This window comes from Streptomyces callyspongiae (assembly GCF_047200695.1).
In the GTDB taxonomy this organism is placed as follows: Bacteria; Actinomycetota; Actinomycetes; order Streptomycetales; family Streptomycetaceae; genus Streptomyces.
The window spans coordinates 67420-82051 of sequence record NZ_JBJZOM010000002.1; the positions used below are offsets into that span (position 1 = coordinate 67420).

Genomic DNA, 14632 nt, shown 5'->3' on the forward strand with positions numbered 1-14632 from the left:
GAGGATTCGGCGCACGGTCACTCTCCCCAGTCCTCCTCGACCTCCGGCGCCAGCGCGAGCACAGCCGGGCTCAACGCCACGACCTCCAACTCGCTCCGGCAACCCGCGCACTCGAGGATCTCGTTGAGCCGCACCGATGCACCGATGGCCACCTCGTCCTCGCACTCCGGACAGGCCTGCGCCGTAGTCATCCCATGTCTCCCTTCAGACGGTCGTGCCGGACAGAACAGTCGAGTCGAGAGCGGTGCGCACCGTGCTCACCACCCGCTCCGCGGTGAGGTCGTAGTGGGCGACGAGGTGTTCCTGGTTGCCGACCGCGTCGACGAACCGGTCTGGCATGCCCAGCCTCAGCACCCGTGCGGGATGGGCCTCCGCCAGCGCTTCCGCCACCGCGCCGCCGAGGCCGCCGGTCCGCCAGTGCTCCTCGACGGTCACCACGAACCGGGCGGGACGCGCCGCGGCCACGAGCGTCTCGGTGTCGAGCGGCCGCAGCGTGTGCAGGTTCAGCACGGTGGCCTCGACACCGTGCTGAGCGAGGACGTCCGCCGCGGCGAGACAGGCGAGCACCGGGTACGGCCCGCAGCAGGCGAGCACGACGTCCTCTCCCTGCCGCAGCGTCTGCGCCCGGCCGATGACAGGAGGAGGGGAGGCGGGCAGCGGGGGCGAAGGCTTCCGGCCGAGCCGGACGTAGAGCGGCCCGGGAAGGTCCGGGCTCTGCTCGACGCACGCCTCCGTGGCAGCGGCGTCGGCGGGGACGACGACCGTCATGCCGGGCAGCGACCGCAGCACGGCCAGGTCCTCCAGGGCCTGGTGCGTCGGACCGAGGTGGCCTGCGGCGAGACCACCGTGGGTGGCCATGATGCGGACGGGCAGCGCGTTGTAGGCGATGTCGATCTTGATGGCTTCCAGAGCGCGGGACGCGGCGAAGGCGGCCATCGTGTTGACGAACGGGACCCGCCCGCAGGCGGCCATACCGGCCGCGATGCCCATCAGGTTGTGCTCGGCGATGCCGAGGTTGAGGTACTGGTCCCCCGCCGTCCTCGCGTATTCCGCGTTGAACAGGCCGGTGTCGGTGTCCAGGCAGATCAGTTCGGGGTGCCGTTCCAGCAGAGGAAGCAGGCAGTCCCGGTAGGCCTCTCGTGTGGCGCGGCTCATGCGGTCGGGTCCGTCCTCCGTAGGGCACCCATGGCTCGGGCGTGGTTCCGTTCGGACAAGGTGACGTAGTGGCTCGCCGCCCGGCCGGCGAGGAACGGGAGTCCCTGGCCCTTGACGGTGCGCGCGATGAGCACGCTCGGCCTGCCCGGTTCCCACGGCGCACCGGCGAGGTGCTCCGCCAGCCCGTCTGCGTCGTGGCCGTCCGCCTCGCGGACCGACCAGCCGAAGCTGCGCCAACGTTCTGCCAGGTTTCCCATCGGCGCGATGCGCTCGGTGGAGCCGGTCAGCTGCAGTTCGTTGCGGTCCACCACCGCGACCAGCCGGTCCAGTCGGAGCGACGAGGCCGCGATGGCCGCCTCCCAGACCGAGCCCTCCTGGAGTTCACCGTCGCCGAGCAGCACGAAGCTGCGCGCGTCACGGCCGGCGTACCGGGCGGCCAGCGCGAAGCCGCAGGCCAGTGCCAGGCCGTGGCCGAGCGACCCGGTGGGCAGCTCCACGCCCGGCACCGCGCGGACCGGATGGCCCATCAGTCTGCTTCCGGGACGCCCGTACTCGGCGAGTTCCTCGACCGGCAGGTAGCCCCGCTCGGCCAAGGTCGCGTACAGGGCGACGGCGGCGTGGCCCTTGCTGAGCAGGAAGCGGTCGCGATCGGGGTCGTCGGGCCGCTGCGGGTCCACGTTCATCACCGAGAAGTACAGCGCGGCCAGTACCTCGGTGCAGGAGAACGCGCCTCCGAGATGGCCGCCCTCCGGGCCCGCGCACATGTCGACGACATGGGAGCGGATGCGGGCGGCCGCCGCTTCCAGCGTGTCCTGGCGCGTGGGGGTTCCGGTGGCGGTCATGACGCGGCTCCCGCGAGGGTGGTCACCATCTCGGCGTTGGCCCAGACCTTTTCGAAGGCGTCGGCGTAGTGGCGCAGCAGATCGCACGAGTCCGGGTGGAGGTGGCGCTTCTGGAGGGTCAGCGAGTCCGCGATGACCGCACGGGCCACCGGAAAGTCCTCGCCCTGCACGGGCCCGGGTACGCCGGTCACGGACCAGGGGTAGCCCGCCCCGAAGCCGATGCGGTCGACGAACACCTTCTGGTCGGGCAGCGGCATGAGCTGGTACTGCGACATCGGCACGCCCTCTGCGCGCAGCAGCCGCCGCAGCGCCGCCCGCAGGGCCTCAGGCCGCCCGGTGTCCAGGCCGAAGGCGGCCGGGTCGAAGCGGAACCTCAGGATGTGCCAGGCGTGGGTGGTGTCGGGGAGAGCACTGGGCACCTCCAGGCCGGGCAGCGCCGCGAGCCGTTCGAGGAACTCGGTGATGTTGCGCTGCCGCGCGCTCTCGTAGGCGTCGAACCGGGTGAGCTGCGCATCGGTGAACGCGGCCTGGAGGGCGTTCATCTTGTGGTTCCAGCCGAGGCCGTGGGACACGTAGTCGCGGTCCCGGCCGCTCTCGATCACCTCGCCGAACTGCCTGCCCCTGCGTACCGACTCGGCCAGTTCGGCATTGCCGGTCACGAGTAGTCCGCCCTCCCCGCAGGTGGGGATGTTCTTGGTGGCCTGGAGGCTGAAGGCGCCCGCGTCGCCGATACCGCCGACGGGCCGTCCGCGGTGCGTCGCTCCGGGTGCCTGCGCCGCGTCCTCGACGATGGCCAGACCGTGCCGGCGCGCGATGTCGGTGAGCCGGTCCATGTCGGCGGGTGCGCCGTGCAGATGCACCGGGACGATCGCCGCCGTCCGGGAGGTGATCCGGCGTTCCACGTCGTCCGGGTCGAGGTTGAAGGTGACCGGGTCGATGTCGGCGAACACGGGAACGGCCATCTGGTGCAGCGGGGCGAGGCCCGTGGCAATGAAGCTGAGCGCGGGCACGACAACCTCGTCGCCCGGTCCGACTCCGAGTGCGGCGAGCGCCAGCGACAGCGCGGCGGTCCCGGTGGAGACGGCGACGCAGTGGTCGAAGCCGAACCGCTCTGCCCAGTGCTCCTCGAGGGTGGAAACCGGGTTCGTGCCCTCCGAGTTGGACACCAGTTTGGCGCCGTCGAGTGCGTCGAGGACGGCCTTGCGGTCCTCGTCCTCGACCAGCGGCCAGTCCACCCGGCGCAATTCCCTCGGTACGGCCGCGGAGCCGCCGAACGCTGCCAGCTTACTCATCACTGTCCTCTCGGGATGGTCACGGTGGTCGAGCCGCCGCGCGCGGTCACAGCCGCGCCGCTGCCGCGCCGACGGCGTCGACCGCTCTCGCGTACGTGCCGCGCAGCAGGTGGGCGTGGCGGGCGATGTCCGCCGAGGCCGCACGGGGATCGTCCAGGCCGTGCGCGCCGGTGATCCGCAGCCCGGTCCAGGTGTGTGCGACGGTCTCGACGGCCCGTCCCGCGCCGGCGAGTTCCGGATCGCACCAGTCCCGTCCGCAGCAGCGCAGCAGTTCGCCGTGCAGGGATGCCTGTGCCTGCATGCCCCAGCCGAAGGCGTACAGCTCGCTCAACGCGCTGGCGTCCCCGGCCCGGCAGCGGTCGACGAGCTCGGCGGCGAAGGCGTCGAATCCGGCGAGACCGGTCCGGGCGGCGGTGGCGGTGGTGAACTTCTCGACGTCGCAGCGGAGGAAGCCTCCGAGCAGTTCGGGCGTGAGGGGCGGCGGCGGGCTGTCGAGCCGGACGTCGAGGCAGCGCCGTCCGATCCGCGCGTCGCTGAAGAACGCGTCCTGGACGTCCGTCGGGTTGGCTGACCCCCAGCTGCGCTGGAACGCCTCGATCGGGACGGGCCCGCGGAACGCCGGCGGCATCGCGTCCGACACGTGGACCACCCCGCGGACCTCGTCCAGGCCGTAGACCACCACGAGGTGAGCGGCGTGCACGTCGCCGTAGGCGGGGCGGAACGGCAGGTGGAAGTTGTCCACCGCCGCGACGACCGGCCGGTCCTCGGCCAGCGTCTCGCGGATCTCCCGCCAGAGGTCGTCCTCGTCGGCGGGCTGCCACCAGCGCGAGTGCAGTGCGTGGTGCGGTGCGAGTGCGGCACCGAGGTCGGGGCCGTCCGGCCCGTCGGCCGGACACGGGTAGGAGAACTCCTCGGACGTGACCTCGCCGGGAAGGTGCAGGAACCGCCACCCCGCTCCCAGCACGCTCAGGGGGTCGGCTCCGGCCCGGGCCACCAGTGAGCCGAACGTCGCCTGGAGGCAGCTGATCAGGTCGCGGTACCAGAGTTCGGGTTCCGGACCGGTGGTCATGTAGGTCCGTGCTGTCACCGTGCCGCTCATGCCGGAACCTCCGCCCGCTGAAGAGTGACCGCGAAGACGTGCACCGCGATGTTGCGCGGCAACCGGACGCCGGCCAGGTCGGCGCGGCGGGTGACGGGCACCCGCTGCGCCCACATGAAGGCGGAGACGCCCCGCTGCACGTGGTGCGGGTAGTGCATCGCCAGGCTCTCGAACGCCGTGAGTTCGCCGAACCATGCGGGGGCCGCCCAGAAGTCGGAGACCCGCAGCGGTTCCGCGTCGACCGTTCCGTCCAGGAAGTTCAGCTCGACGGTGTCCTCGCAGCGCCGTTCCGCCGCCGCCAGCACATGCATCCAGTCGTAGCGGCCCTCGGGGACACCGAGGTACTGCCCGGCACATCGGACGTTGTCGGGGCCGTCGCAGACCGGGGGGAAGCGGAACGGGACTCCGCCCACGTGGACGAGGCTCTCGCCGTCGGGGAGGTATTCCGCGGCGAACGAGTTCCCCCAGACGTTGAACGCTCCCGCCTTGGTGTCCGTCGCCGCGGAGATGGCCGTGTTGTTGCGGTGGTCGGTGATGTCGACCGGATCACACAGTCGGGTCAGGGCGGAGGCCACCGATGTGTCCGTCACGTGATCCCCCTCGCTGGAAGGCCGGTTGGTAGGGCGAACCTAGGCCGCAGGTTCGTTTCGGTTCGTCCGCACCGTGATTACTGTCGGGACCCGAATCGGTGTTCCGATGTACGCGCCGGGTAAGCCTGCTGCCTACTCGGCGAGGGCGGCGGGTGCGGTGCGAGGTGGGTGTGACGCGTGGTCGGCCGGTGGGAGTCGAGCCGGCAGGGAAAAGCGGCGCTGCATCGCGTACCGGCCGGCGAGCGGTCGGCGCACCGCTCCCGGGTCCGGCTTCTCTGGTATCGGCAGCCGCTCAGGGGCGGAGGGCGGCGGCGCGCAGCTTCTCGTAGTACGGCAGGTGGTGGTCCCGATGGGCCCGCAGCCGCGGATCGGCGTCAACTGTCGAGCTGCGACCAGGGGTTCGGCGCCCGAAGCCGGCGGTCGCGCTGGTGGACTCGTGCCACCTGCTTGTCGCCCGCCACTCGGGCCGCATCCCGGGACTCCAGTTCAGCGCCTCCGGCAGGAACGGAATGCCCACCGCCTCGCAGTAGGCCCGCACGGTGTCGACCGGACGGTCGAGCAGATCGTCCGAGTCGACGACGACCGGGGGCGTTCCGGTGACGTCCCGGACCGCCTCGAAGATCTCGTGCAGCCGGGCGAAGCCGATCTCGTCGCGCCCCAGGTTCGGGTTGAGCGCGTGGTGCGACGCGATGGCCTCGGCCGGGTGGCGGATGATGAAGGTGTGGGTCGCGGCCGCCAGGAACTCCCGGTCCGCGAGCAGGGCCGGGAAGTGGAAGTCCGTGGTGTCCTTGAAGAACACCGGCCGCTCCGCCGCGAGGGCGCGCAGCCCCGCGAGCACGTCCCGCTCACTGTGCGCCACCCCGTCACCGACCTTCGCCTCGCCGAAGTCGACCACCTGGGAGAAGGGTTCGTGCACCACGGTGCGGTCGCCGCGCTCGGCCATCATGCGGGCGAACGCGGTGGAGCGGCAGCGCGGCGCGCTCCACAGTGCGAGCACCGGTATCCGCTGTGACATGTGCTCCACGGTTCCCTCTTCCCTCTGGCGCGGCCCGCGACGACCGGACGAACGCGTGCGGTGCACTGCTGCCGCGGGTGTGCGGAATCCGCTCAAGAGTGGCACGCGCCCGACACCGGCCGGGTAAGCGAAATCCGCAGCCGCGGGGGCGGGCAGTCAACGGAATACGTCCCCCGGAATGCACCTGTCACGGACGCGGAGAGCGCCGACGGGGCCCTAGCGTCGCTTCCCGACGCGGCAGACCGGGTTGTGCCGTCCGGTCAACCAGCGGTCCTACTACGGAGGTCACGTGTCATCGACACCAGAGCACCGGGGTGAAGCCGGCATCGCCGTACTCGCCAGCAGGGTCGGCGCCGACGAGAAACGGCTGTTCGACGCACTCGACCGGCGTGGTGTTCCCTTCGACCACGTCGACACCCGCGAGCAGTGGTTCCCGGCCGGACAGCACGACCTCCCCTGGCGAGCCGTGCTGAACCGGGAGGTGGGCCAGGTGCGCGCGGCCTACGCGGCCCGCTGCCTCGCCTCCGCCGGGGCGCTGGTCGTCAACAGCGCGGACGCGACGGAGGTGGCCGGTGACAAGTGGCGCACCACCGCCGCGCTGCAGGCGGCCGGGCTGCCGACACCGCGCACGGCGCTCGGCCTCACCCCGAAGGCCGCGCTGGCCGCGCTGGACTCCCTCGGCTACCCGGCGCTGATCAAACCGCTGGTCGGCTCGTGGGGACGGCTGGTGGTGCGGCTGCCCGACCGTGCCGCGGCGGAGAGCGTGCTGGAGTACGTCGGCGCGCTGCCCGGCCCGCAGTCCCACCTCGGCTACGTCCAGGAGCTCATCGACAAGCCCGGCAGGGACATCCGGGCGATCGTGGTCGGTGGCGACGTACTGGGCGCCGTCTACCGGACGGGGGACCTGTGGCGCACCAACGTGACGCTCGGCGCCCGAACCCGGCCCTGCGAAACGACACCGGAGATCACCAAGCTGTCGATCGGTGCCGCCGCTGCCGTCGGCGCCGACATCGCCGGTGTCGACCTGATCGAGGACCAGGACGGCCGGCTCATGGTGCTGGAGGTCAATCACCGGGTCGAATTCTCCGGTTTCCAGTCCGCGCTCGGCGACCGGGTCGATGTCGCGGACCGCATCGTCGAACACCTACTGGAACGAGGACAAGGATGAACTGGGCCTTCACGTCGTCCGGCGATGTCACCGAGACGTGCGCCGCCGGACTGCTGCGCGGAATGCTCGAGATCCCTTCTCCCTCCTACCAGGAGCGTGCGCTGGCCGACTTCCTGGCCGGGACGATGGCGGACCTGGGGTTCCGGGCGCACATCGACGGGGTGGGGAACGTCGTCGGCGTGATCGAACGCGGTGAGGGCCCGACGCTGATGCTGCTGGGGCACCTCGACACCGTCCCGGGCCGGATCCCGGTGCGCTCGGAGGGCGGCAAGCTCTACGGCCGGGGCGCGGTGGACGCGAAGGGACCGCTCGCGGCGATGATCTGCGCCGCGGCCGGCGCGGCGCACTTCCCGGGCCGGATCGTGGTCATCGGCGTCGTCGAGGAGGAGACCCCCGGCTCCCGCGGTGCCATGGCGATCCGGGCCACCCACGATCCGCCGGACGCTCTGATCGTGGGGGAACCGAGCGGCTGGTCCAGCGTGGTGCTGGGCTACAAGGGCAAGCTCGACCTGCGCTACACCGTCGCCTGCCCCGCCACGCATCCGAGCAACCCGGCCCCCAAGGCGTCCGAACTTGCCGTCTCCGCCTGGGCCGCACTCGTCGACCTGCTCGGCCCGGACGCGAGCCACGCCGTGTTCGCCCAGCCGGGCGCGACGCTCTGTCAGCTCAATGCCGACCAGACGACCGCGACGGCGGACTTCAGCGTCCGGACTCCGCCGGGCTTCGACGTCGAGGCGCTGGTGGACGACCTTCGCGACCGCCTGCCCTTCGGCACCCTCGACGTGCTGAACTCGGTGGCGGCCTGTCGGGAGGGCCGGTCCGGCCCGGTGGTCCGCGCGCTGAGTTCCGGGATCAGGCAGCTGCACGCCCAGCCCCGGCTGGTGGTGAAGACGGCCACCTCGGACATGAACACCCTCGCCGAGGTCTGGAACGTCCCGATGGCCACGTACGGCCCGGGCGACAGCAGGCTGGACCACGCCGACGACGAACACATCGTGCTGTCCGACTACCTCCGCGGCATCGACGTGCTCTCCCTCGCCATCGGCGAGTTGGCGGACCTGCCCGGCGCCCCGAACGGCCGGGAGACCGTTGCGGCGCTTCCCGGAGGGAGCCGGCGATGAGCGACATGACCCACCGCCTCGCCGCGCTGCCCGCCGAGCGCCGCGCACAGTTCCTCGCACGGTTGCGGAAGCAGACGGAGGAGGCGGCCCGGCAGGGCCCGACGCCCCGCGGGGACACCGGTCCGGCACCGCTCTCGCACCAGCAGCGGTCCCTGCTCCTCCCCGACCGCCCGGTGCCGGACGGTCCCACCCCCCACATGCCGCTGTGCCTGCGGCTGCAGGGCGCCCTGGACGTCGACGCGTTGCATTCGGCGCTGGCCGCGGTCGTGGCGCGGCACGAGGCGCTGCGGACCACGATCGTGGAGCGTCAGGGCGCCCCGCGGCAGGTCGTCGTACCCGACGTCCCGGTCGCGCTCCCCGTGGTCGAGGTCGCGGGCGAGGACCCGGAGGATCGGCTCGCCGCCGCTCGCGCGCTCGTCGACGAACGGATCGCGGAACCGTTCGTCCTCAGCAGGGCCCCGCTGTGGCGGGCGATGCTGATCAGAGTGGCGCCTCGCGACCACCTCTTCCTGTTCGACGCGCACCGCATCCTCCTCGACCGGTGGTCGCTCGGTGTGCTGACCGGTGAATTGACGGAGGCGTACCGCTCGGTGTGCGACGGAGGCACGCCGCAACTTCCCGCGCTTCCCGTGCAGTACCCGGACTACGCGGTGTGGCAGCGCGAGCGGCTCGACGGCAGCGGGCTGGACCGGCCGTCCGCGCACTGGCGGGACGCACTGGCAGGTGCCGAAGTGCTGGAGTTCCCGACCGACCGGCCGCGCGGCGACACGCCGACCTTCGCCGGTGGGACGGTCGCATTCCCCCTCGGACGCCGTGGCACGGAGCAGGCGCGACAACTGGCCCGGGAGGAGAACGCCACGCCGTTCGACGTCCTCCTCGCCGTCTTCTTCACCTTCCTGAACCGATACTGCGGCCTCGAGGACCTGGTGATCGGCTCGCCGGACGCGAACCGCCGGCACGATGCCGTGGCGTCAGTGATCGGCTCCTTCGCCACCATGGCCGTGCTGCGCGGCGACCTCTCCGGCGACCCGACCTTCCGCGAGTCGGTGCAGCGGGTGAAGCGCATGGTGGCGGATGCGCACACACATGCCGACCTGCCGTTCGACAAGCTCGTCGAGGCGGTCGATCCGCCCCGCGACCCCTCACGCCCACCTCTCTTCCAGATCGCGTTCGCCCTCCGGAACGGGGGCGCCGCGCCCGACATGCCCGGGCTCGTGGCATCTCAGGAGGTGCTGCGGTCGGACACCTCTGCGCTCGACATGACCTGGAACGTGGTGGAGCCGACGGCACCCCGCGACGGGACGATGCTGCGCATCGAGTTCAACAGCGACCTGTTCGACCGCGGAAGCATCACCCGGTTCGCCCGGCACTACGACGGTCTGCTGCGCACCCTGACCTCCGCCCCCGACGCACCGTTGTCGGCCGCGGAGGTGCTGAGCCCGGAGGACAAGAACTTCCTCGACCGGATCGGGCGCGGGCCGGTGCGGCCCGTCCGGGAGACCACCGTTGTGGAACAGTTCGAGGCGCGCGCCGCGGAGGCTCCGGACAGCACGGCGGTCGTGGTCTCCGACGTGGAAACCACCTACCGCGACCTCAACGCACGTGCGAACCGGCTCGCCGCGCTGCTGCGGAAACGCGGTGTCGGGCCGGGCGCCAGGGTCGGTCTCTGCCTGCGCAGGAACGTGGACCTGACGACGGCGGTCCTGGCGGTCCTCAAGACCGGGGCGGCCTACGTTCCGCTCGACCCGGCACACCCCGCCGGACGTGTCGCGGAGATCACCGCCGACGCGGACCTGCACACGGTGCTCGCGCACGCCGAGGTCGGAAAGGCCGTGAGCGAGGTCACCGCACCGGTGGTGACGCTGGACGCGGTCCTCGCGGAGCTGGCGGCGATGCCCGCGCAGAACCCCCCGCTCGCGGCCGGCCCCGGCGACGTCGCGTACGTCATCTACACCTCCGGCAGTACCGGAAAGCCCAAGGGCGTCCTGCTCGAACACCGGGGCGTGGTCAACTTCATCGACACCACGCGGGACCTGTTCGACCTGACACCGGCCGACCGGGTGCTCGGGTTCGCCTCGGCGACCTTCGACGTGTCGGTGTTCGAAACGTTCGCCGCGCTGCTGACCGGCGCACGCCTGTGTCTGGCGACGGAGGACGAACGGCTCTCCATCGACCGGCTCCAGTCGCTGATGGAACGGGCCGGGATCACCGTCATCGACCTTCCGCCGACCGTGATGCCGCTGCTGGTGCCGGAGAAGTTCACCGACCTGCGGATCGCTTTCGTCGGCGGCGAGGCGTTCAGCGGCGAGTTGGTGAACCGCTGGAACCCGGGCAGGCGGCTGTTCAACGGATACGGGCCGACCGAGTGCACGGTGACGATGATCATCGAGGAGTGCCCGGGCACCTGGGACGCCTCACCCCCGATCGGCCTTCCCATGACCAACCACGTCGCGCACGTGCTGGACCGCGACCTCCGCCAGGTGCCGGTCGGCGTACCGGGCGAGTTGGTGATCGGCGGTGCCGGACTGGCCCGCGGCTACCTCGACCGGGCCGAGCTGACCGCGGAGAAGTTCGTCACCGACCCGTTCGGCACCGCACCGGGCGGCCGGTTGTACCGGACAGGGGACCTGGTGAAACGGCTGCCCGACGGGCGGCTGGTCTTCCTCGGCCGGCTCGACCAGCAAGTCAAGATCCGCGGACTGCGCATCGAACTGGGCGAGGTCGAGTCGGCGTTGGCCAGTATGGAAGGAGTCGGCACGGTCCGCGCGCAGCCGTGGACCGATGATGCCGGCGACCGCCACCTTGTCGGCTACCTGACCGGCATCCACGAGCAGCAGGTACCCGCGGTGCGCGAACATCTGGCTGCGCTGCTGCCCTCGTACATGATCCCGTCGTACTTCGTCGTCCTCGACGAACTGCCTCTCACCAGCAGCGGCAAGGTCGACTGGCGCAGACTGCCCGCCCCGGACCCGGGCTCGGCGGGCGGCGAACCGGCCGACGAACCGCGCACCGCGACGGAAAGGGTGCTGCTGGACGACGTGCTCACCCCGTTGCTGCGCAACGTCCGGCTCGGCGTGCACGACGACTTCTTCCAGGCGGGCGGCAACAGCCTCCAGGCGGCCCAGTTGATGTCGGCGATCAACCGCAGGTTCGGGGTGGAGGTGGCACTCACCGACTTCTTCACCTCTCCGACCATCGCCCATCTGGCCGGTGTCGTGGACACCGCCCGCACCTCGCGGCCCGGTGACGACGATCCGCTCGACACGCTGGACAGTCCGCCCGGCGGGGAGACCGTGCGAAGCGCCGCACGGGAGGACGACGCCCGGGAAGCGGTGACCATGCGATCGCCCGGCCCCGCGCGGGTGATCCTGATGCATCCGTCGGGCGGCGAACTGTTCTGCTACATCCCGCTGGTCAGGGCGCTGCGCGAGGGGATCGGCGCAGCCGGCTTCGCCGCCGACCCGCGGGACGCCGCCGCGCCGCCGCAGGACGGCATCGTGCTGGCCGCCACCAGGATCGCGCAGTCGCTGACCGCGAACGGTCTGCCTCCGGCGTGCTCGCTGGCCGGCTGGTCCTACGGCGGGGTCCTCGCCTTCGAGGTCGCCCGGCAGATCGAGCGGGACACCGGCGCACGGCCGCCGGTGGTGCTGCTGGACGCCTTCTACGACGAGGGGGCCGCCTCCCTCGACGAGCAGACGGTACGGCAGCGGTTCGTCCACGACGTCGCCAGGATGGCAGGGCAGGGCGGACCCGCGGTGCGCGGCGTGCTGGACGACCCGGTCGCCGGCGAGGCCGACGTCCGGGACACCCTGATCGCTCTCGGCGTCGACCTGGATCTGACCGACGAAGAGTTGGACACCCACTACGAGATCTTCCGGTCCTGTGCGCTGTCGGAGCAGGCATATCGCCCACCGGGTCCGTACGGCGGTCCGGTCACCCTGCTCACGGCCTCTCGTTCCGCCGCGATGCGGGAGCAGTGGCGGACGGTGTGCACGGGTCCGTTCCGGGCCGACGACGTGGGAGGGGACCACTACACGCTGTTCTCGGAACCGGCGTTGAGCCGGGTCGTCGCCGCGATCGAACGGACACTCGTTCCCTGAGGAGGCGCTCATGCGGTTCGGATTCACCGAGGAGCAACAACGGTTCCGGGCGGAGGTCCGGCGAGCGCTGCGCTCCGCGGAGGTGCAGGGGGCCGTGGCGGACGCCGTCCCTGCTCACGGCTTGGAGCCGGACGTCCGGCCGCTGTACCACCTGCTCGGCAAGCTCGGGCTGCTCGCCGTGCACTGGCCGGCCGAGTTCGGCGGAGCGGACCGCCCCCTCACGGATGCCGCGATCGTCGCGGAGGAACTGGTGCGTGCCGGCGTACCGGACACCCTGCACGTCAACACCATTCAGATCGTGGGGCAGTTCCTCCTCATGGCGGGAAGCGCCGCGCAGAAGCGACGGCACCTTCCGGCGCTGGCGTGCGGTGAGCGCTTCGCCTCCGTGCTCTACACCGAACCGGACGCAGGATCGGATCTCGGCGCGCTGCAGACCGTGGCCGAGCCGGACGGCGACGGCTACCGGATCACCGGTACGAAGGTGTTCAGCCTCAAGACACGCTTCGTCGACCTCGGACTGTGCGCGGCCCGCACGACGCCGGGAGCCGGCAAGTACCAGGGGATCAGCCTGTTCCTGGTCGACCTCGGCGCCCCCGGTGTCACGGTGACGGCCGAGCCCGGTGTCGGCGACGAGCAGTTCCACCGGGTCGACCTCGACTCGGTGCCGGTGTCCGGGGACGAGCTCCTCGGCGCACGGGACCAGGGGTGGCCGCTGCTCAACGAGGCCCTGGCCATCGAGCGCACCGGCCTGGACTACTTCCTCAAGGCCGAGCACTGGCTGGAGGCCGCGCTCCGGGCGCTGATCGACCGCGGCCCGGACGCGGCGCACGACACCCATCTGGAGCGGATCGGCCGCTGGGAGGGCGCGCTGGTGGCGGACCACGTCCTCGCGTGGGAGGTGCTCACCGGGCTGGCCCGCGACCGGGTCGATCCGGTCGCTGCCGCCGTCGCCAAGTACCACAGCAGCGAACTCGCCCGGGACATCGCCTCGTGGGCCGCCGACATCCCCGGTCCCGAGCAGCGGGCGACTCGTACCGGGCCGGCCGTGACGCTGGACTCGGCGTACCGGGAGGCGCCGGGACTCACGCTGTCGGCGGGTACCTCCGAGGTGATGCTGCAGATCATCGCCGCTGCCTTCGACTCCCTCGGACAGGAGAAGAGCTGATATGGACCCGACCCCTGATCCTCTTCTCGTCGAGGTGCGCCGGGCGTTGCGTTCGACCCTCGCCGCCGTCCCTCTGCGGCCCGAGGTGCACGGAGCGCCGGTGGCCGACGGGGGTGCCGGCCCCGTGCGGGCGGTGCTCGACAGGTTCGGCACGGCCGAGTTCGAGCGGCCGGCCTCCGCGGGCGGCCTCGGTCTCGGCCTGACGGCCGGAGTGGCCGTCAGCGAGGAGCTCGGCCGCGCGGCGCGCGGCAACCCCTACCGGGCCGACGCGATGGCGGCCGACACCGGAGGCCCGGCCGGAGCGGCACTCGCGGGCCTGGAAGCCGTTCCCGCCGGGAGCGGCGTCACCGCCGCACCCCGCGCAGGCGGCTGGGAACTCACCGGGACGGCCACCGTCGACGATCCCGCGCCCGGCACGCTTCTCGTGGCCACCCGGACCGGCGGCGAGCCGGTCGTGGTCGCGGTGCCGCACGATGCGCCCGGCCGCAGCACGGAGGCGGAGTGCTGGCCCCCGGTCGTGCGGTTCGAGGCCACGCCGGTCGGCGCGGCGGACGTGGTCGCGAAGCTCGACGCATCGGCCGACGGCCCGCTCGCACGGGCACGGCTCCGGCAGGCCGCCTACCTGTTGGGCATCGCGGACGGAGCGCACCGGGTCGCGGTGCGCTATGCCGGCGGCCGGCGGCAGTTCGACACCAGGCTGCGTGATCTGCCCGCTGTGGCCTTCCCGTTGGCGCGTGCTCTGGTGGCGCTGCGCGCGACCGGGGCAGCGGTGTACCGGGGCGCGTGGCTGGTCGACGCCGAGCCGGGGAACGTCGGGACGGCGCCGCTCGTGGCGCTGGCGATGGCAGCCGAGACCGCGCGGGAGGTGGTGCGGCTGTGCATGCAGTGCTGCGGTGTGCGGGCGATGACGGCCGAACTGGGCCTGCACCGCTACTTCCGGTTGGCCGCGGCCGAGTCGAACCGGTACGGCGAACCTGCCGCGCTGTGGCGCCTGGTCGGTGCGGCGCGCCTGGAACAGACAGGGCGGACCGGCACGGAGGCGGGTGCGGGCCCCTCGGTCCTGGCGGGGGCCCGGCCGCTGTGAG

Annotated in this window: 12 protein-coding genes; 5 read left to right on the forward strand and 7 right to left on the reverse strand. The window is 72.0% G+C overall.

Translation table 11 applies throughout. From position 1 onward, the window contains the following. Positions 1–17: 17 nt before the first annotated feature. The 7 genes from ACL06G_RS02075 to ACL06G_RS02105 form a co-directional block, all read right to left on the reverse strand. Positions 18–191: a lysine biosynthesis protein LysW gene (locus tag ACL06G_RS02075; RefSeq protein WP_412784938.1), complete on the reverse strand. Its 174-nt coding sequence runs from the start codon at positions 189–191 to the stop codon at positions 18–20. Positions 192–204: 13 nt separating this feature from the next. Beyond that, positions 205–1155 (reverse strand): transketolase family protein, encoded by a 951-nt coding sequence (locus ACL06G_RS02080; RefSeq protein ID WP_412784939.1) that lies wholly within the window; start codon positions 1153–1155, stop codon positions 205–207. Then, entirely contained in the window at positions 1152–1997 is an 846-nt protein-coding gene (locus ACL06G_RS02085) for a transketolase (RefSeq protein WP_412784940.1), read from the reverse strand. The genes ACL06G_RS02080 and ACL06G_RS02085 overlap by 4 nt, the downstream gene beginning before the upstream one ends. Beyond that, positions 1994–3289 carry a DegT/DnrJ/EryC1/StrS family aminotransferase gene (locus ACL06G_RS02090; protein ID WP_412784941.1) on the reverse strand — a complete coding sequence of 432 codons (1296 nt, stop codon included), beginning with the start codon at positions 3287–3289 and terminating at the stop codon, positions 1994–1996. The genes ACL06G_RS02085 and ACL06G_RS02090 overlap by 4 nt, the downstream gene beginning before the upstream one ends. A 46-nt stretch (positions 3290–3335) precedes the next feature. Then, on the reverse strand, positions 3336–4388 hold the full coding sequence (locus tag ACL06G_RS02095; RefSeq protein WP_412835269.1) for a BtrH N-terminal domain-containing protein: 1053 nt from the start codon (positions 4386–4388) through the stop codon (positions 3336–3338). After that, entirely contained in the window at positions 4385–4978 is a 594-nt protein-coding gene (locus ACL06G_RS02100; protein WP_412784943.1) for a beta-sandwich domain-containing protein, read from the reverse strand. The genes ACL06G_RS02095 and ACL06G_RS02100 overlap by 4 nt, the downstream gene beginning before the upstream one ends. 292 nt (positions 4979–5270) lie before the next feature. Continuing rightward, positions 5271–5993, reverse strand: a complete 723-nt coding sequence (locus tag ACL06G_RS02105) for a sulfotransferase-like domain-containing protein (RefSeq protein ID WP_412784944.1) — start codon at positions 5991–5993, stop codon at positions 5271–5273. Between the two features lie 289 nt (positions 5994–6282). Here ACL06G_RS02105 and ACL06G_RS02110 point away from each other — a divergent pair, with 289 nt between their 5' ends. The 5 genes from ACL06G_RS02110 to ACL06G_RS02130 are packed head-to-tail and all read left to right on the forward strand — an operon-like array spanning position 6283 to position 14631. Continuing rightward, the gene (locus tag ACL06G_RS02110) at positions 6283–7161 is read left to right on the forward strand and encodes a RimK family alpha-L-glutamate ligase (protein WP_412835270.1); all 879 of its coding nucleotides are present in this window, start codon (positions 6283–6285) and stop codon (positions 7159–7161) included. Continuing rightward, entirely contained in the window at positions 7158–8282 is a 1125-nt protein-coding gene (locus ACL06G_RS02115; protein WP_412835271.1) for a M20/M25/M40 family metallo-hydrolase, read from the forward strand. The genes ACL06G_RS02110 and ACL06G_RS02115 overlap by 4 nt, the downstream gene beginning before the upstream one ends. Then, positions 8279–12382: a non-ribosomal peptide synthetase gene (locus ACL06G_RS02120; protein WP_412835272.1), complete on the forward strand. Its 4104-nt coding sequence runs from the start codon at positions 8279–8281 to the stop codon at positions 12380–12382. Before ACL06G_RS02115 ends, ACL06G_RS02120 begins: the two co-directional genes overlap by 4 nt. Positions 12383–12392: 10 nt before the next feature. After that, a complete protein-coding gene (locus ACL06G_RS02125; protein ID WP_412784948.1) occupies positions 12393–13547 on the forward strand; it encodes an acyl-CoA dehydrogenase family protein in 1155 nt (384 codons plus the stop codon). A gap of 1 nt (position 13548) precedes the next feature. Then, a complete protein-coding gene (locus ACL06G_RS02130; protein WP_412784949.1) occupies positions 13549–14631 on the forward strand; it encodes an acyl-CoA dehydrogenase family protein in 1083 nt (360 codons plus the stop codon). The last annotated feature ends 1 nt before the right edge of the window (position 14632 follow it).